Here is a 16,125-nt window from a genome sequence, read left to right on the forward strand (position 1 = left end):
CGCCACATTGCCATCAAGCTAAAATTTTATTGTACCCCCAGAACGAGATTTTGTGCTAATTGGTCACAAAAAAGCTAGTTTTTTGGTTTTTAATATTTTAATTAGAAAAAGAAGACTACTATTTGCTTTTTAATAGGTTGATATATATTTTAAAAGAAATTAAAGGAGAAATGTATCAAGGATATCATCCTTTTCTTCTTTATTGATACCAATGTATTTAAGTGTAATTTGTGGTGTGCTGTGATTCGAAATTTCTTGTAACATGGCTACATCTTTTGTTTGTTTATAGAACCAATAACCGAAGGTTTTGCGCATGGTATGAGTACCAATGGATTCTACACCGGCAAAATCTCCGGCTTTTTGCAATTGTCGATAAGCCTGGATTTTACTAATGGGTTGCTCTCCTTTTCGAGAAGGGAATAACCAGGTACTTTCTAGTGTTTGGGCATAAGAGTATACTTCATTAAAACCTGATTCGTATACAACATCTAAAATATTATGTGAAGAACTTAAGGATGCAGGGATTGAACCACCCCCATATTCTAATGCAGCACATCACCTAACACCTTGGAATGATAAAAGGGCTATTGAAGCACAAGAATTATTAAAAGAATTTGGAATACACCATGATTCTGCTGCTAATGGAGTATTTTTACCGTATAAAGTAAATGAATATGTGACTACTGAAGTGTTACATATAGGTAACCATGGTACGGATTATATGAAAGAGGTAACTAAGGTACTAAAAGAAGTTAAAGAATATGGTGGTACTCAAGCAGACGCTGTTGCAGCTTTACATGACATAAGAACACGTTTATTAGATGGCAGCTTAAAATTAAATAGCCCGAAATAATTTATGAATAGATTAAATATAAAGGAGAAGGAAAATGAAAATTTGGGAATTGAAGAGCTCATCTAATAACTATGAGTCTTTCCAACTATTAAATTATAAAAAGGATAAGAAATATTTTGAAGGAAAATTCAACTCCACTACAATTTTACTAGATTCATGGGGAGAAATATTTATTGAATGTCTAGAAGAAGGAAATCATAGTGATTTTCCTTATTTTTTTGGGGAAACTGGTGCACCAATGGTTAGTGAACAAGCGAAAAAATTATTAGAACCTTTAATAGGTGCTAACGTTGAGTTTCTTCCACTTATTAACAATACAACAGGTGAAGTATATTATGTAGTTCATGTTTTAAATGTATTAGATGCAATTGATAGTGATAAAGCAATTTTTAAAAAACTAATTACAGGTTTAATAATAGGGTGTGAAAAATTTGCATTTACTCCTAATGTTATTCAAAATGAAGTGATTTTTAAAGTATATGTAAATAAAAGGATTCATCCTACTGCTGTTTTTGTGTCTGACGAATTTAGAAATGTAGTTTTAGAGAGTGATTTAGAGGGTTTTGAATTTGTAGAGGTATGGGATTCAGAGGCAAATATGTAAAAGAAAGTCCTAAAATAACTGATAGAAGTTGAAGCAATGGTTTACATTAACTAGACACTTACAAGATGGAGATAGTGCAGATATAACTTGGTCTATACCCAAATATAATACCTATCCTAAAGGTGAATAAATACTCTTAGAAAGAAGTTTTTTATATGTGGAAAAATTTGATTTTAGAAATTGAAAAAATAGAGAAAAGTTTTAATGATAAACTGAATACACCAGCAACAGATAGTGAAGTTAAGAAATTAAGAGAACGCATGAAAAAGAGTTTTAATGTTGACCTACCGAGTGAATATGAGGAGTTTCTTAAAACTGTAAATGGATTAGATTTTAACGGGCTAGTACTTTATGGAGTTGACTCTTATTTGTTAGATACAGAAAGGGACGAATCAATTTGCGGGCTTATAGAAACCAATGAGATTTGGTATGAAAATGAATTTCAAAAAGAGTATCTTTTCTTTGGCGATTCAAATATTGCGTGGTTTTGTAAAAGCTTATCAGACGGTACTTATTTAGAACTTGATAAACCATCAGGTACAGTGATGAGTACATATAATGATTGCAACACAATGCTTGAGGAAGCATTGAAAACAGCCCTTCTTTAATAGGAGGTAGTAAAAATTATGTTTAATTTTTTGAAAGAATATGTTGTAGCAGACAGAAGTGTCCGTTCTAAACAAAAACCTATTTTCTATCCTATATATCAAGATGAGATAGATGAGGCAGAAAGCTTATTACAAATGGAACTTCCAAAAGAACTGAAACGCTTTTATCAAGAAATAGGTTGTGGGTTTTTAAAGTCTGATAAAAGAACGTTTTTCAACAGATTTATGGACCCGATTTCAGTTGCAGATTTCCGTTTAAGGCAAGATATTTATGAATATAATCCAAACCTAGATGATGTAGATGATGTAGATGATGATGAATCATTAGTGTTTTTTGAAGTAACAGAACTTAACTTTTTAACCATTAAATTTAAAGAGGGAAATGAATTAGGTCAATGTCCTATTTACTCTGAGGATGAGAAAATAGCGGATTCTTTAGAAGAATTTTTAATTAAAATGGATGAAAATCCTGACTATTATATTTAATCTTTTTAAGACTTGCTTTAAGGTGTAGCATTTGAAAAATATCTAATCATGAGTAAAAAGGCTTATGTATAACTTGCATAAGCTTTTTTAATGACATGTTAGATTGTATATTCCGTTCTTAATATATTTAAAGGGTGATTGGGTATTAAGATTAATTAATGGAATGAAAGATTTGGATTAAATGCACCTATTATTAAATTCGGGAATAATATCTCTAACGCTGAAAAATATTTGATTTAGGGGTTATTTTCAGTATTTTATAAATAATTAAAACAAAGGAAAGTAGAATGTTTCATGATTAGAATTGATTATATGCTAATATTCAATAGAAAGACGAAATGTTTAAAAATTCACAATAAAGTATTATAATATATTTAGTAAAATTAACCAATGCATACTTTACTCATTATGTATTAAAGGGGAAATGAAAAAAGCTTGGTCAACGGTAGCGGGGTGGTTTAATTAACATGAAAAGGAATACAGATTTTAATAAAAAAGCTTTTGAATATTATATGGCTCTTTATGCTGCAAATGATATAAGATCAACTATAATTACTCTTGTCATTGGGATAGCAGATATATTTGTGCTTTTGCCTGCTTTTGCGAATCCTGTTCAACCGATATATATGTACATAATAGTTCCACCAGTTGCTTTTTTAAATGTATGGGCAATATGGATTGTTATAAATCCTAGGAAACGGCAATTACAATACACTCTATTTCGTGGGGGATTTGGCATCGTATGTTCAGTAGGATTATTAGTTATAACCCAAAAGTTTGCATATGGAATGTTAGGATTACAAACTCCCATCTATTTTGTTTTTTCAGTTGGTTTGTATATTTTTGCTTTGAATCATTATTATAAAAATCATATTAAAAAACTTCAGGGACCAATCAAAAAATCAAAGTCATCGAAAAAAAACTCTGGTTTCGGAGTATTGGCTTTTGTAGGATTGGGTCAACTCATTGCTAATATCAGCCTTGGTTTTGCAACACAAAAGATGGTAGCAATTGTATTAATGTGTGTATACTCCATGCTTTCGTTTATGTTGTTTCATTTCATTATGGAACTCCATAGGTATTATTATTTAAGGAAGCATATAGAAGATGGGGGTAGAACACATGAAACCTTTTAAAGAGGTTTATTGAATTTTAAGTATTGTGATTTATGGAAGGAAACAAAAACTTATGGTTAAAGAACCTGTGATGTATGACTATATTGGCTGTTTTTATCCAGAAGGAGGAAAGCTGATATGCAAGCATTTAAAGTTGGAAGATTAGTCACATTGGTTGCAATTATAATACTTCTTGTAGTTGCTATTTTATCTCCTTACAACTTATTTAAAAAGATTTATTTTATTATTGGTGTTCTTATTATTGGCGCAATTTCATTTGGTGCAAATAAATTCTTTGAACTGATACACAGTAAATTTGATAAGAAATGATATTACATATGTGATAGGGGAATTCAAAATATGAATAAATCATTAAGGATTTAGAGGGGAATTTCCACAATATGATTTTACCGGATTACGTGGAACTAAATTAGTCCATTACCATATTGGTAGTGGTTAAGCTGTTGGTGTTCCGATGCCACTACATCCTGGTTTTGGAGGGATTCATAACGCAGAAAAAGCGATTAGAGCATGGGGAAAAGATGCAGAATATGCAGAAATGCTTCAGAAATTTATTGAACATCATAAATTAGGAGGTAAATAAAAAATAAAAAATGAAAAATTGTTTTGATAAAATAATTAGAGAGTGGCAAAATTGTAATAATTCATTGCCAAAATCTTTATGGATAGAAGAAGCAGAGGCTTTTATCTATGAAGGAGAACCAGATACAGAGGGGTACGTATTCTGGAAACCTTTAGAAAAAATATAATTCATGATTTTTCTAATATAGAAAAAGATTTGGGGATACAATTATATAATTCAATTAAAGAATATTATGATTCTTATTGGTTTTTAGACTTAGGAGGTAATTATTTAGGTTATGATTTTGAATTAAATCCTGTTATACCAGGAATTGAACTGCATGATTTCTATGTACCTTTACAAGGATACCAAGGCGCAAATGATAATCAACTGAATAATATTCCTATTGGAAATGTTTCAACTGAATATAATATGTTTTTTAACCATGAATACATATCAGAAGTTATTTTTACTGGTTACATAAATGAGGATGAAATTAAGTTGTGTGAAGAGTTGAAATAATAATTTGAAATTTATAACTATAATAAAATATATATGTCTTAATGGATATAATTTTTTATTATAGTTATTTTTATAAGTTTAATGGTGAAAATTTTATTGGGAATAGAAGGGGTAATGATGGTGAAAATTTTTAAAAATACAATTTTATTTGTTTTGTGTTTAGTAATTCTTAGTGGTTGTTTTACAAGAGAGGGAACTATTGTTGGTGGTAAAGTTCATGGTTCTTCAGATAGTGTATCAGGTAGTATATCTGGAGATTATAGAAAATTTAATGGATCTGCAACTCAAGATAGGAAAGTTAAAAAAGGTGAGAATTGGATTTTTTCTTTTGATGATAAAACTAAACAAGGAACTATAATTGCTTATGTTGTGGATTCAAATGATAATACAATACTAGAGTTTAATAGTGGCGAAGGCGAAAAAAATATTAAAGTGCCTAAGGATGATACATATAAGGTTAAAATTAAAACGGAAGAACATGGTGGGGAATTTCGAATATCATGGAAAAAAGAAAAATAGTTTTTGGATTAAATAGTTTTGAATCTGTATTCTGGTGAAATATATAGTAATCATGTTTTTTAAGTAGAGAATCAGCTCTAATTTAATTCAAAGAATTATTAAGTAATGTTTTTAAATCTGATTGTATATCAAATTTTTCTTTATGTTGATCATATATGATTAGATATAGAAATTATCTAGTATATTATCTTTTTCTTTTTCTTCCTTATTGATGCCAATATATTTAAGTGTAATTTATGAGGTGCTATGATTGAGTATTTCTTACAACATAGTGAAATATTTTGTTTATTTATAGAACCAATAGCCGAAGGTTTTGCGCATAGTGTGAGTCCCAATAGATTCGATACCAGCAAACTCTACGGCTTTTTGAATTTTTTGATAAGCCTAGACCTTATTAATGGGTTGATCTTCTTTTCGAGAAGGGAATGATATTTCACAGAAGGTGTAAAATGGGATGTTGATTTAGATGGTGATGGTGAAGATGATAGTAGTAAAGGGGAAATGAAACAAACTTGGTCAACAATAGCGGGGTGGTTTAATTAACATGAAAAAAAGTATAGATTTTAATAAGAAAGCTTTTGCACATTATATGGCTCTTTATCCTGTAAATGAAATAAGAGTCCACGTAATTGGTCTTGTCCTTTTGGGGGCAGACGTGTTCGTTCTTTTGCCTGCCTTTGCGAATCCTTTTCAATTACTCTATGTATATATAGTAACTCCTCCAGTTATTTTTTTAAATTTGTGGGCGATATGGATTGCTATCAATCCTCGGAAACGACAATTACAATACACTCTATTTCGAGGAGTATATGGCATCATATGTTCAGTCGGATTATTGGTTATAACTCAAAAATATGCTTATGAAGTGTTACAATTACAAACTCCCATCTATTTTATTCTTTCATTTGGTTTGTATGGTTTTGCTTTGTATTATTTTTATAAAAATCATATTGAAAAACTTCAGGAACCAAGAAAAAAATCAAAATCATCGAAAGGAACTGGTGGTGTAAAAGTAGCAGCTATTGCAGCGGGATCGGGGCAGTTAATTGCTAATATAATTCTTAGCATTGCAACACAACAGATGGGGGCAATTGTATTTATGTGTGCATGCACAGTGTTTTCGTTTGGTTTGTTTTATATGATTATAGAACTCCATAAGTATTATTATTTACGGAAGCATATAGAAGATGGAGGAAAAATACGTATAGGCTTTTAAAGAGGATTTGTTGCATTTCAAGTATATAATCGCATTCTTCTTATGGAAGCCATTCACGAGACTTATAGCAATAAAAGATGTATAAGTGGAAGATTATATTCTAGTAAAACATCTGAAGGAATGGAAATTAGGTTTGTTCTTATTAATGATAAGATTATAACTGTTTATCCAATGTATTAAAGAATGTGAGGTACTCAAAAATGAAAGTAACTACTCAGCCCATAGTTAAAAATGCAAGACAATATAGAGGGAATTGCTAAGAAGCACTCCCCCTAAATTTCAGATGAAATTAAATAATTGAATATTTATATTTAAATAATTGACTATTTATGCTTTAATATTTTTATATACTTAACTGGGATAATTAGGGATTTGTATTTGATATGTTTTAAGGAAGGGGAATGTTTTTTTATGGAAACTCCAGAAAATCAATTTAAACGTGCACTTAATCCTTGGTTCTCCATTTGGACAAAACCACGTGATACAATGAAAGAAATTTTTATATCCAAACCTAAGAATGTGTTTTTACTCATTTTATTAGGCTCATTCGTACAGACTTTAGATCGAGCATCTTCTAAAAATATGGCGGATTCAATAAGTAGTCCATTTTCAATAATCTCAATGGTTATATTCGGTACCTTCGTTGCTTTCTTAATTTATTATTTTTTGCTACCAGCGTTATTTAATTGGGTGGCAAAAAAACTTGGTGGACAAGGTACCTTTGAAAAAACACGTTACTCAGTTGCCTATTCTTATATCCCTTACGTTTATTCTCTTATATTAGTTTGGATGCCTTCATTTTTCTTGTTTGGGATAGAAAACTTTACGAGTGAGACACCGGAAATGGATAGTAGCATAACTTTAACGATTTTGTTTCTTATTTTTGCCATAATTGATATAGTTATTGGAATTTGGACAATCATTATTTCCTTAAAATGTTTAGGAGAAGCACACCAATTTTCAGCATGGAAAGCATTATTAACAATAATAGTGTCCTTTATGATTATCATTCTTCCTTTGGTAATAATAGTATTTCTTATAGTAGGGGTTACAACCCTTTAATAATTTATTTGCTTCGTATTTATCCAAACGTTTTCTACGCGCTGTTAGTAATTGTTATAGGGTGAACAACCACATGATTCGGATGTTCCACTTGGCGAAGCGTATGACCTTTATGACCAAATTGATCGCCCGTTTTACGGCCTGTTTTTCTTATTATCAGTGTTAACAGGAATTTGTGAAGGCAAACTTGAAAATCAAAATATTAAACCATTAAAACCTTAGGGGATCTGAGTAGATTGTCTTTGTTTGTCCCTTATTTTCCAATTGGAGGCTAATTATTACCAATTGGTTCTGTAGCTCTTATAGAAGAAATTAATCAACCTCTTATGATTTATGGAAGAAAGCAACAACAAGCTGATAATAAATTATGGGATTATGTTTCTTGTCCATATCCTCATGGTAATTTATCAAAAGAATATAATGTGTTTTTTAATCATAATCAAATAATTCATTTATTATTTAAGGGTTTCGAAACAGAGGATGAATTAGAATTAAGAAGTAAATTATCTGAGTTGTGGTGGGAATGGAGAAAATATAATATGGTTTTAGGAATTTCATATTCTGATATTTTTCGTATCATAATTATTGTTTTGGTTTTTTTCATTTTTTGGAGATTGAATACTTGGTATAATAAAAAATATAATGTTCCTAAGGTTTTTCAATGGTTTCCTAGAAGATGGGGAAAAAGAAAAGTTTCAGAGCATTTGTCTCAACTAGATAAAAAGTTAGAAGCTGAAGGTAAAGGTATCTGGGTTACAATCTATGCTATAGATTTGTACATTGTAACTATTCCTTGTACAGTAAAAAAATATAAATCTTAATACATATATGTTCATAAAAAAGACCTTTTATTTTAAAATAAAAGGTCTTTTTTATGATGATTGAAATAGCAATTTTAAGTAAATTAAAAATGAAACTACGTGTTTTTTCGTCATACAAAAACCTCTACATATAAGTAGAGGTTTTTAAATTATATATGAATGAATTATGCTTTTTTAGATAAAGCAAATCGAGTTCAGATAAACGAAGATAATAGAATACATAATTTTAACTAGACTTATTATTAGCTAGTTTATCTCCACCACCAAGCTCTGCCTCAATCTGCGAATTCTTCGATGACTCATCCATACGCCAATACGAAATAAAGCTTATCGCGATACATCCAGCTACATAGAAGTAGAATAGTGACTCCATTCCGATACTCTTTAGCCATAATGCGATGAACTCAGCTGTTCCACCGAATATCGCAACGGTTAGCGCATATGGTAAACCTACGCCAAGTGCGCGAATTTCAGTTGGGAAGAGTTCTGCTTTTACAATTGCGTTAATGGAAGTGTAGCACCGATCATCATGAGTAAGAATGCACCGATTGAATTGGCATACTTTGGAGTGACCCAATAAAGTGAGACAAGGATAGAACATCCAGTCTGTAGTATGTAGATGTAAACGACAAATTGAAGGTGTTTCTTTCTTTTGTAGGGAGCGTGGGTGCCGGTGTGGGATTGGTTGGTGGTTTTGGTTATAGTTTTCACGAAATTTGTCGGTAAGTCGATATGTTGTGTCGAATCGTCGATATATTCGGAGTTACGATCGATATAATTGAATAATCGTTGATATATTTTTGTAAAGAGTGGGATTGGTTGTAGACTAATGATCAGCGACTGTCTATATTTGCATCTCCTGTCATATAATTTTCCTTATTGTTTAACTATAATTTGAATGACGAACTTCTTTTTGTTGGGAAAGCACGTAAAGTAAGACAACGTATTAAAAATCATCGTGATGAAGTGTATCGTATTGATGTATGTATTGTAGAAAATCCGATGGAAAGAGGAATTTACGAAACATATATGATTAACGAATTTCAAGCGAAGTATAATGTGAATAAAGTGTTTGATAAATAACATCAACGTAAAACATGATCTTCGTACTACATCAAAATCATGTTTTTTATATGCAATAAAAACAATTGATCATTCTTAATCATTCGACAAGATGCAACAATTTAAGATTGTATTTTTTGCTATGATAAGTAAGGAATTTACATATCGTGTTATTGGGGGATAAAAAGAGATGTTGAAAAAATTTACTACATGTATTTTAGGTGGCGCTTTAGTATTCAATTTATCTGGTTGCGGCAATGCATCCGAAAAAACTTCTTCAGAATCTAAAGAAACCAATTCTAAACAAGAAGAAAAGAAAGTGCAAACAAATGATGAGGCGAAAACGAAAGAGAATACAAAGCAGAAAAATACAGAACAAACAAAAGAGAAATCAAAAATAAAAGAAAAAGAGTATGCTGTAAACAAGGATTTTCATACACCTAAATTTGATGTAACTGTAAAAAGAGTTGTAGAAAGAGATAAGGTTGGTAAAGAGAGTATAGGATTCCAAAAACCTGAAGATGGACATGTCTTTATTGTTGTAGAAGCAGAAGGAAAAAATATCACAAACGAATCGATGAAATTAGCCGTTTTACCATCAGTGGATTTAGTGGATGAAAATGATAATGCTTACCAAAGTGATGTGTGGGCAGCTAGTAGTTATGATGTTGAAAAAGGTGAGACCTCTAGTATTATTAAGGAATTAAAACCAGGGGAGGTAAGGAGAGAAAGTAAAGTTTACGTGATTAATAAAGAAAAATTTGATACAGGAAAATGGTATGTAGTTGTTAACCATGAGTATAAGGAACAAATTAAATAGTGTTTATTTATGAAGAGGAGATGGCTCCTCTTTTTTTGTTATAAGTTAACACAGAATTTCGTTCTGAGAGACTGCCTTTTGGTGGTCTTTTTTGCATAAAATCTTGTAAAGCAAGAAAAAGTAGAATATTAATATTCTAATATTCAATAGAAAGATAAAATGTTTAAAAGTTCAAAATAATACATTATAATATATTTAGTAAAATTAACCAAAACATATTTTGCTTATTATGTATTAAAGGGGAAATGAAAATGGCTGGACAAATTCGTATGTCACCAGAGGAGCTTAAATCAAAAGCGACTCGATATGGACAAGGTGCAAATCAAATTGAGGATATTTTAAGTCAATTACAAAACTTACAAAATGAATTAAGAGGAGAATGGGAAGGTCGTGCTTTCGAAGGTTTTGATCAACAGTTCAATGAATTAAAGCCAAAAGTACAAAACTTTGCACAGCTATTGCAAGAAATTAATATGCAGCTGAATAAAACTGCAGAGGCTGTTGCTTCTCATGATGAAGAATTATCACGTAATTTCGGTTTGAAATAAAAATTGTCATGCTCTATATAACAAGCATTTCAAATGAGCCATACAGCTTATATTGTATGGCTCATTTGATTGCATGCCTAGAGCGAGTGATATTGATAGGGATATATATTTTATGAGATTTCTTTGATGCGTTTGGAAAACTTATAGAAAGGGTTTGAAAGAATGGGACAATTTCAAAGTAATTTACAAACAGCAGCGCAAATTGCTACGAAAATGGAATCAGCCTCTAATAGGATTCAAAGTGCAACCAGTCGTTCTATAACAAAGGCGACGCGTACAACGTTGTCTGTTAATTTCAAAGCACAAGAAGCGAATCAGCAAGTCTTAGACTTGACGAAACAATTTTCCGCTGCCTTCCAGCAAGCGGTTGATAATATTCATTCGGTAGCTAACGAGTTTGAGAGAATAGATAACGAACTTCACAACACTTTTCGCTAATGTGACAACCTACGTAAAGTAAAATAGTAGGAGGAAAAAGATGGGTCGAGATATTGAAAACAAAATGAAAGAGTTAAATCTAAAGTTACGAAATGTATTTGAAGAACAGGACCGAAATCAATCTGCGATTCAAAAACAGGAAAAAGTAGAAGAAGATTTTCATGTATGGAAGAATCAAAACCATCGTTTGTTTGATCGTATTTTAGGAACTTGGCATAAAGATAGAGAAATGTCATTGTTTTTTATGGATATGCGTCAAGAAGCACAATACATCGAACGAAAACTTACATTTGAATTGGAAAGCCAAAAAGAAACATTGTTTAAAGAGAAACGAGATCTTAGTGAATTAGAAAATGATCTTTCATATCAGCAACAACAATTAGTAAAGGAGGCTAATTCATGAGTTTAAATATGTATTTGGGAGAAGTACAGAACCAAACTCAAAGTATGAATGCTGTATGTGCGGCCACCATTCAAGGTATGGAACAAGCAATTCAGTCGATTGATGCTTTTGCAACGGATACTGTGTTACAGGGGCAAACATATAGCAGTGCAAAAGCATTTTTTGTACAAACCTTTCGTCCTTTAGCGCAAGGAATTATTTACTTATGTGAAGAGCTAATCCGTCAAAACAATGCCTTTCCAAGTCAATTTCAGTCACAGGTAGCTTCAACTGATGTTATTGAACAAGAAATATTAGAACAAATTCGAGAAATTGACCGAATGAAAGCAAGTATGGAAGCTGTCAATCAAGCTATGCCAATGCCGGGTATGGATGCCATGGTAAATCTTTTTATTGTTATGAGGCAAAAACTGCAAGAAAAGCTGGATCATTTGTATCAATTCAATCAGACCTCTAGTAATAATTATAGTACGGCAATTCAATTAGCAACTAGCATTGCTGCAGGTCTTGCGGAAGTCCAAAGTGGAAAAGGTTTTAATGCTTTAACAGGGATATTTAGTGTGAAAGAATTAAATATGGAATGGACAGTAGCTATTCAAAAAAAATCAGCAGATAAAGTTCATGCTGTTCAAATTGAAAAATCAGCTGTTAAAAATGATTGGTTTTTGATGGATTCAAAAGAGGTAAAGGAAAAAGCTGAGGAAACAGCTAATGGAGTAGCCACAGTTACTGGAGTAGTTGTAAAAGGAATTGGTAGTATAATAAATGGTAAAAAGTATGAAAAATCATTTACTGAGGAAAAGGGATATGGTGGTATATTTATTAAAGGTCTTACACTTGAAGCAGAGCCATTTGTAAGTTCTCGTACTTATGATAGATTTGATGTAAAAGATAAAGAAAAGAGAGAACAAACCTATGGACCTATGGTTGGTTTTACAGTAGCCCAAGCCGGAATAGAACAAGAGAATATTAAAGGATTTGGAATAGGAGCTGAGGCTAAAGTAGCTCTTGCTACTGCAGAGTTAGGTGCTCATGTGGAAAATGGAAATTTACATATAGGAGCTGAAGCTACTCTAGTAAAATATGAGAGTGCTATAAAAATCCCTCTTCCATTTTCTAATAAAAAATTACAAATTGGGGGATCAGCATCGCTTGGGACAGTCGGAGGATCTTTAGAAGCTGGAAAAAGCGGAGTGAAATTCCATGTACCATTTGGTCCTGGTGTAGGTTTATGGGGATTTGGTGGAGAATTTGTTATTAAAGAATAAAGGAGAAAATTAGTATGACTAAGAAAGTTAAAATTTTAAAATATTTTATGATTATATTAGCTTGCATTGCAATTTTCGGTACAGTTTTACCTAATGCATTAGATCCAAATGAATCACTAGCAGGGAAAATTTCAGTTGCAACCTTCGGTACAATTGGAGCTTGTTTACTATTCTCTATTATTTATTTTATTGTAAAAAAAGCTATTTTAAGAAGGGGAAAATAAGATGGGACAAAATTTAGAGTTAGAATTACTTCCAATAGGTTCTGTTGTAATGTTTAAAGATTGGGAACATCCATTAATGGTTTATGGAAGAAGACAGATGGATTCTGAAACAAAAAAAACATGGGATTATGTATGTTGTTATTTTCCTCATGGTAATATTTCTTCGGAGTACAATTTCTTTTTGAACCATGAAGATATTTCCAATGTTTTACATATTGGTTTTATTAATGAAACAGAATTAGAGTTTCAAAAATTATTTAAAAAAGAAGTTGAAGAAAAGCAGTGATTCTTTTAAGCTGTTGGCGTTTTTGAAATAGTTAAAGAATGAATCTTAATACGTATATATTTAAAGAAAGGGGGATCTCTATGAAATTACTGCGTTTATTTCTGATTTTCACTCTTGTTGTATTGTTAAGTGCATGTAATACAGCAACAAAAGTCACAAAGGTTCAAAAAAATGGCGAAACGACTTTAACAATTGGTTCTTTGCAGGGGTATTACGATGTACAAACGCTTAAAGCTGAAAAAGGAAATGTGGAAATTCCTTATGAGGCAGCAGTTGAAGAAGGTACGATTTTATTGCAAGTCACAAAAGATGATAAGGTCATTTATGAAGAAGAAGTCACTTCTCAAAAAGAAGGTTTGCTTTCTTTTGAAGCGCCAAAACCCGGATCATATGATTTAATTGTACGCGTGAAGGGTAAAGAAGAGAAAGCGAAAGGAATTCAAATACATACGAAGCTATGAAAAAACGGCAAGCGGAGCATACTCGCTTGCCGTTTCCATTTCCAGTTGGTTCTGGCATAACAAATGCTCATCAATTTTAAGAAGTGAACGTAAAGTAATTCTAAAATATACAATATTTCACTTTCGGCGATGTAATCTCTAATAAAAGATTTAATAAATTTCATAATATAAATATTTAATTCTAATCATTAACAATCCTACTTTTTCTTACTTTAATTGTTTCTAAAATATAAAGAAGAATACCTAAACCAAATATTTTTTCAGCATTAGAAATATTATTACCTAATTTAATAATAGGTACATTTAATCCGAATTTTTCACTCCATTCTAAAGGCATATATCCTTTTTTACAGTTTATTAATATACGATCATCTATTGTACGAAAAGATGTTTCAAAAAAATCAAATTCAACTTCTATCTCAGAAAGTTTTATCTCTTTTTCATTTATTAAAGAACCACGTACCATTCCAAATCCCTGTATAATATTTTCTTTAAACATGCCTACACAATTATAATTTGAATCATAAATAGCCCAATCATAATTTTCAATTTCACTATGAAAGTATGCAAGAATTTCTCCATCACTTGCTTCTAATCCAAAAACTTCTTTATTTTTTAAAATAGGTAATGTTGAAGAAATCATCTTTGTTCCTGCTACATATCTTCCATCAGGAGTATATAAACCTAAATGTTTATTATTGCCGGGTAATTCTAACAAAACATAAGTATCAATATCCCAAAATTTTAAATCATTTTTAACTATATTTTTTTCTAGTAAATTTCCTTTTCTTAATTGCCAAAATCCAATACTAAAAAATACAATAGAAGCTATAATAATTAAGATTACTGGTCCCCAATTAATATTACCCCAAGTATTATACATACCAATTAATCCATAAAGAAAAAGCCCAGTTCCAATTAAACACTTAAACTTCCCCTTTTTTTTATAATACTCAAATAATTCCACGCAAACACCTCTATCAGTTGATTTTAATACTCCAATTATTCTTTAAATATAACAAAGAAAAAATGTATAATCTAACGTTTTTTCGAAAATATAATTAAAAAAATAGTAATTCTAAATAAATTAAATTTGAAATATATCAAGAATATTATCTTTTTCTTCTTTATTAATTCCAATATATTTCAGGGTGATGTGTGGTGTGCTATGGTTAAGAATTTCTTGTAACATAGCAACATCTTTTGTTTGTTTATAGAACCAATAGCCGAAGGTTTTTCGCATGGTGTGGGTACCAATGGATTCTACATCGGCAAAATCTCCGGCTTTTTGCAATTGTCGATAAGCCTGGATTTTACTAATTGGTTGATCTCCTTTTCGAGAAGGGAATAACCAGGTACTTTCTAGTATTTGGCTATAAGAGTATACTTCGTCAAAAATAGAAGTAAGGTTAATCATACGTTCTTTCTTCGTTTTTCCTTCTTTGATTTTGAATTCTTTTCTTTTTTTGCGTTTTAATTTCAATATGGTTTGTGTTTCAAGTTGAAGTAGATCGCTCACACGTAATCCGGTATGGATGCCGATAAGAAACAGAATATAGTCTCGTTCAGAACAATGACGTTTAAGAGCCCATTTCATATCTTCAATTTGTTCTTTGCTACGGATGGGTTGGACATCAATGAGATGTTGTTTTTTGTTCATGGATTTTTGACCTCTTTATTAATAGTGTTTTGAATGTATACTTTTATTGTGTATTTTGAGGATATCAGGAGAATTGGAGAAAAGTTAATGTTTTCAGGGGTTTGAAAGTAAACTAATATGTTTTACTTTCAGGAATAACAAAAAAAGAGTCCTGTATTAAGAGGACTTTTTTTCTATTTCCCTTATTTTTTTCCGCAACTGTTTGCCAAGTGAACATGCTCATTAAAAATTTTGTTGTTAATTTGTTTTTCATATTTTTTTAATGTTTCATTTATTTTACTACCAGTTTTACTTTCGAAACTTTTCTCTAGTTCTGATGCTATATCTCTTGTATTTGTTTGTAAATCGTGAAATATCCCTATGTTTTTTTGAAGAGCATATGTATCTTCTTTTATAATATCTATTGATTTAAACTCTACCTCTGTTTTTAACATCATACGCTGCATTTCTTTTTCAATTTGTTTTTTAGCAGCTTGTAATTCATCAACAACCTGATTTGCTAAATCTCCTGCAGCATTTTCGATTTGTTTTTCTATCTTTTTAATTTCTCCCATAAAATCGATCAT

General features: G+C 31.0%; 23 protein-coding genes and 6 pseudogenes. 23 read left to right on the forward strand and 6 right to left on the reverse strand.

The features are described 5' to 3' along the window. Window positions 1-159 precede the first annotated feature (159 nt). A pseudogene (locus QCI41_RS22870) lies at window positions 160-468 on the reverse strand (tyrosine-type recombinase/integrase); the annotation flags it as partial. Window positions 469-493: 25 nt separating this feature from the next. On the opposite strand from QCI41_RS22870, the gene QCI41_RS22875 reads away from it, so the two are divergent. The 10 genes and pseudogenes from QCI41_RS22875 to QCI41_RS22920 all read left to right on the forward strand — a co-directional run bounded on the left by QCI41_RS22875 (window position 494) and on the right by QCI41_RS22920 (window position 5,290). Continuing rightward, a complete protein-coding gene (locus QCI41_RS22875; RefSeq protein ID WP_353838810.1) occupies window positions 494-853 on the forward strand; it encodes an AHH domain-containing protein in 360 nt (119 codons plus the stop codon). A gap of 34 nt (window positions 854-887) precedes the next feature. Next, window positions 888-1,457, forward strand: coding sequence for an imm11 family protein (locus QCI41_RS22880; protein WP_149293622.1), 570 nt, complete (start codon window positions 888-890; stop codon window positions 1,455-1,457). Between the two features lie 155 nt (window positions 1,458-1,612). Continuing rightward, a complete protein-coding gene (locus QCI41_RS22885) occupies window positions 1,613-2,065 on the forward strand; it encodes a YrhA family protein (RefSeq protein WP_353836599.1) in 453 nt (150 codons plus the stop codon). Between the two features lie 18 nt (window positions 2,066-2,083). Further along, a complete protein-coding gene (locus QCI41_RS22890) occupies window positions 2,084-2,551 on the forward strand; it encodes an SMI1/KNR4 family protein (protein WP_353836598.1) in 468 nt (155 codons plus the stop codon). Between the two features lie 467 nt (window positions 2,552-3,018). Next, window positions 3,019-3,687, forward strand: coding sequence for a hypothetical protein (locus QCI41_RS22895; RefSeq protein ID WP_353836597.1), 669 nt, complete (start codon window positions 3,019-3,021; stop codon window positions 3,685-3,687). Between the two features lie 13 nt (window positions 3,688-3,700). Continuing rightward, window positions 3,701-3,793: pseudogene (locus QCI41_RS22900) on the forward strand (DUF4176 domain-containing protein); the annotation flags it as partial. 11 nt (window positions 3,794-3,804) lie between these two features. Next, complete coding sequence (locus tag QCI41_RS22905; RefSeq protein WP_353836596.1) at window positions 3,805-3,996, forward strand: hypothetical protein; 192 nt, start codon at window positions 3,805-3,807, stop codon at window positions 3,994-3,996. 145 nt (window positions 3,997-4,141) lie between these two features. Continuing rightward, window positions 4,142-4,270 (forward strand): hypothetical protein, encoded by a 129-nt coding sequence (locus tag QCI41_RS22910; RefSeq protein ID WP_353836595.1) that lies wholly within the window; start codon window positions 4,142-4,144, stop codon window positions 4,268-4,270. 195 nt (window positions 4,271-4,465) lie between these two features. Next, window positions 4,466-4,771 carry a DUF4176 domain-containing protein gene (locus QCI41_RS22915; RefSeq protein ID WP_353836594.1) on the forward strand — a complete coding sequence of 102 codons (306 nt, stop codon included), beginning with the start codon at window positions 4,466-4,468 and terminating at the stop codon, window positions 4,769-4,771. A gap of 117 nt (window positions 4,772-4,888) precedes the next feature. After that, window positions 4,889-5,290, forward strand: a complete 402-nt coding sequence (locus QCI41_RS22920) for a hypothetical protein (RefSeq protein ID WP_215562724.1) — start codon at window positions 4,889-4,891, stop codon at window positions 5,288-5,290. A 159-nt stretch (window positions 5,291-5,449) separates the two neighbouring features. Here the strand turns inward: QCI41_RS22920 and QCI41_RS22925 are convergent. Continuing rightward, window positions 5,450-5,716: pseudogene (locus QCI41_RS22925) on the reverse strand (tyrosine-type recombinase/integrase); the annotation flags it as partial. Window positions 5,717-5,834: 118 nt separating this feature from the next. On the opposite strand from QCI41_RS22925, the gene QCI41_RS22930 reads away from it, so the two are divergent. From QCI41_RS22930 to QCI41_RS22945, 4 genes and pseudogenes are all read left to right on the forward strand, one after another. Continuing rightward, on the forward strand, window positions 5,835-6,506 hold the full coding sequence (locus QCI41_RS22930) for a hypothetical protein (RefSeq protein WP_353836593.1): 672 nt from the start codon (window positions 5,835-5,837) through the stop codon (window positions 6,504-6,506). A gap of 411 nt (window positions 6,507-6,917) precedes the next feature. Next, window positions 6,918-7,568: a Yip1 family protein gene (locus QCI41_RS22935; protein ID WP_353836592.1), complete on the forward strand. Its 651-nt coding sequence runs from the start codon at window positions 6,918-6,920 to the stop codon at window positions 7,566-7,568. A gap of 326 nt (window positions 7,569-7,894) precedes the next feature. Beyond that, window positions 7,895-8,080: pseudogene (locus QCI41_RS22940) on the forward strand (DUF4176 domain-containing protein); the annotation flags it as partial. Between the two features lie 27 nt (window positions 8,081-8,107). After that, the gene (locus QCI41_RS22945) at window positions 8,108-8,389 is read left to right on the forward strand and encodes a hypothetical protein (RefSeq protein ID WP_000242739.1); all 282 of its coding nucleotides are present in this window, start codon (window positions 8,108-8,110) and stop codon (window positions 8,387-8,389) included. Between the two features lie 226 nt (window positions 8,390-8,615). Here QCI41_RS22945 and QCI41_RS22950 read toward each other — a convergent pair. Beyond that, window positions 8,616-8,938, reverse strand: a pseudogene (locus tag QCI41_RS22950) (alpha-ketoglutarate transporter); the annotation flags it as partial. Between the two features lie 339 nt (window positions 8,939-9,277). Between QCI41_RS22950 and QCI41_RS22955 the strand changes: the two are divergent. From QCI41_RS22955 to QCI41_RS22995, 9 genes and pseudogenes are all read left to right on the forward strand, one after another. Beyond that, window positions 9,278-9,472 (forward strand): annotated as a pseudogene (locus QCI41_RS22955) (GIY-YIG nuclease family protein); the annotation flags it as partial. Window positions 9,473-9,641: 169 nt separating this feature from the next. After that, window positions 9,642-10,271 carry a hypothetical protein gene (locus QCI41_RS22960; RefSeq protein ID WP_353836591.1) on the forward strand — a complete coding sequence of 210 codons (630 nt, stop codon included), beginning with the start codon at window positions 9,642-9,644 and terminating at the stop codon, window positions 10,269-10,271. 251 nt (window positions 10,272-10,522) lie between these two features. After that, window positions 10,523-10,819: a WXG100 family type VII secretion target gene (locus tag QCI41_RS22965; RefSeq protein WP_000918602.1), complete on the forward strand. Its 297-nt coding sequence runs from the start codon at window positions 10,523-10,525 to the stop codon at window positions 10,817-10,819. 162 nt (window positions 10,820-10,981) lie between these two features. Next, window positions 10,982-11,257, forward strand: a complete 276-nt coding sequence (locus QCI41_RS22970; protein ID WP_353836590.1) for a TIGR04197 family type VII secretion effector — start codon at window positions 10,982-10,984, stop codon at window positions 11,255-11,257. Between the two features lie 40 nt (window positions 11,258-11,297). After that, the gene (locus tag QCI41_RS22975) at window positions 11,298-11,660 is read left to right on the forward strand and encodes a DUF3958 family protein (protein WP_353836589.1); all 363 of its coding nucleotides are present in this window, start codon (window positions 11,298-11,300) and stop codon (window positions 11,658-11,660) included. Continuing rightward, the gene (locus QCI41_RS22980; protein ID WP_353836588.1) at window positions 11,657-12,928 is read left to right on the forward strand and encodes a T7SS effector LXG polymorphic toxin; all 1,272 of its coding nucleotides are present in this window, start codon (window positions 11,657-11,659) and stop codon (window positions 12,926-12,928) included. The genes QCI41_RS22975 and QCI41_RS22980 overlap by 4 nt, the downstream gene beginning before the upstream one ends. Window positions 12,929-12,942: 14 nt before the next feature. Next, a complete protein-coding gene (locus QCI41_RS22985; protein ID WP_353836587.1) occupies window positions 12,943-13,152 on the forward strand; it encodes a hypothetical protein in 210 nt (69 codons plus the stop codon). A 1-nt stretch (window position 13,153) separates the two neighbouring features. Further along, on the forward strand, window positions 13,154-13,438 hold the full coding sequence (locus QCI41_RS22990) for a DUF4176 domain-containing protein (protein ID WP_353836586.1): 285 nt from the start codon (window positions 13,154-13,156) through the stop codon (window positions 13,436-13,438). A gap of 80 nt (window positions 13,439-13,518) precedes the next feature. Then, window positions 13,519-13,899, forward strand: coding sequence for a BA_1872 family lipoprotein (locus QCI41_RS22995; protein WP_353836585.1), 381 nt, complete (start codon window positions 13,519-13,521; stop codon window positions 13,897-13,899). Window positions 13,900-14,080: 181 nt separating this feature from the next. Here QCI41_RS22995 and QCI41_RS23000 read toward each other — a convergent pair whose 3' ends face one another. The 3 genes from QCI41_RS23000 to QCI41_RS23010 form a co-directional block, all read right to left on the reverse strand. Further along, window positions 14,081-14,866 (reverse strand): ABC transporter ATP-binding protein, encoded by a 786-nt coding sequence (locus QCI41_RS23000; protein ID WP_353836584.1) that lies wholly within the window; start codon window positions 14,864-14,866, stop codon window positions 14,081-14,083. 120 nt (window positions 14,867-14,986) lie between these two features. Then, window positions 14,987-15,559, reverse strand: coding sequence for a tyrosine-type recombinase/integrase (locus QCI41_RS23005; protein ID WP_353836583.1), 573 nt, complete (start codon window positions 15,557-15,559; stop codon window positions 14,987-14,989). A gap of 182 nt (window positions 15,560-15,741) precedes the next feature. Then, on the reverse strand, window positions 15,742-16,125 hold the full coding sequence (locus QCI41_RS23010; protein ID WP_000564897.1) for a hypothetical protein: 384 nt from the start codon (window positions 16,123-16,125) through the stop codon (window positions 15,742-15,744).

It is taken from the genome of Bacillus cereus group sp. MG4 (assembly GCF_040460055.1).
GTDB lineage: Bacteria > Bacillota > Bacilli > Bacillales > Bacillaceae_G > Bacillus_A > Bacillus_A wiedmannii.

Bases quoted from the DNA above. Each gene is read 5' to 3' on its own strand.
- QCI41_RS22880 (WP_149293622.1), top strand. From the start codon at position 888: ATGAAAATTTGGGAATTGAAGAGCTCATCTAATAACTATGAGTCTTTC.
- QCI41_RS22885 (WP_353836599.1), top strand. From the start codon at position 1,613: ATGTGGAAAAATTTGATTTTAGAAATTGAAAAAATAGAGAAAAGTTTT.
- QCI41_RS22890 (WP_353836598.1), top strand. From the start codon at position 2,084: ATGTTTAATTTTTTGAAAGAATATGTTGTAGCAGACAGAAGTGTCCGT.
- QCI41_RS22895 (WP_353836597.1), top strand. From the start codon at position 3,019: ATGAAAAGGAATACAGATTTTAATAAAAAAGCTTTTGAATATTATATG.
- QCI41_RS22905 (WP_353836596.1), top strand. From the start codon at position 3,805: ATGCAAGCATTTAAAGTTGGAAGATTAGTCACATTGGTTGCAATTATA.
- QCI41_RS22910 (WP_353836595.1), top strand. From the start codon at position 4,142: ATGCCACTACATCCTGGTTTTGGAGGGATTCATAACGCAGAAAAAGCG.
- QCI41_RS22920 (WP_215562724.1), top strand. From the start codon at position 4,889: ATGGTGAAAATTTTTAAAAATACAATTTTATTTGTTTTGTGTTTAGTA.
- QCI41_RS22930 (WP_353836593.1), top strand. From the start codon at position 5,835: ATGAAAAAAAGTATAGATTTTAATAAGAAAGCTTTTGCACATTATATG.
- QCI41_RS22935 (WP_353836592.1), top strand. From the start codon at position 6,918: ATGGAAACTCCAGAAAATCAATTTAAACGTGCACTTAATCCTTGGTTC.
- QCI41_RS22945 (WP_000242739.1), top strand. From the start codon at position 8,108: ATGGTTTTAGGAATTTCATATTCTGATATTTTTCGTATCATAATTATT.
- QCI41_RS22960 (WP_353836591.1), top strand. From the start codon at position 9,642: ATGTTGAAAAAATTTACTACATGTATTTTAGGTGGCGCTTTAGTATTC.
- QCI41_RS22965 (WP_000918602.1), top strand. From the start codon at position 10,523: ATGGCTGGACAAATTCGTATGTCACCAGAGGAGCTTAAATCAAAAGCG.
- QCI41_RS22970 (WP_353836590.1), top strand. From the start codon at position 10,982: ATGGGACAATTTCAAAGTAATTTACAAACAGCAGCGCAAATTGCTACG.
- QCI41_RS22975 (WP_353836589.1), top strand. From the start codon at position 11,298: ATGGGTCGAGATATTGAAAACAAAATGAAAGAGTTAAATCTAAAGTTA.
- QCI41_RS22980 (WP_353836588.1), top strand. From the start codon at position 11,657: ATGAGTTTAAATATGTATTTGGGAGAAGTACAGAACCAAACTCAAAGT.
- QCI41_RS22985 (WP_353836587.1), top strand. From the start codon at position 12,943: ATGACTAAGAAAGTTAAAATTTTAAAATATTTTATGATTATATTAGCT.
- QCI41_RS22990 (WP_353836586.1), top strand. From the start codon at position 13,154: ATGGGACAAAATTTAGAGTTAGAATTACTTCCAATAGGTTCTGTTGTA.
- QCI41_RS22995 (WP_353836585.1), top strand. From the start codon at position 13,519: ATGAAATTACTGCGTTTATTTCTGATTTTCACTCTTGTTGTATTGTTA.
- QCI41_RS23005 (WP_353836583.1), bottom strand. From the start codon at position 15,559: ATGAACAAAAAACAACATCTCATTGATGTCCAACCCATCCGTAGCAAA.
- QCI41_RS23010 (WP_000564897.1), bottom strand. From the start codon at position 16,125: ATGATCGATTTTATGGGAGAAATTAAAAAGATAGAAAAACAAATCGAA.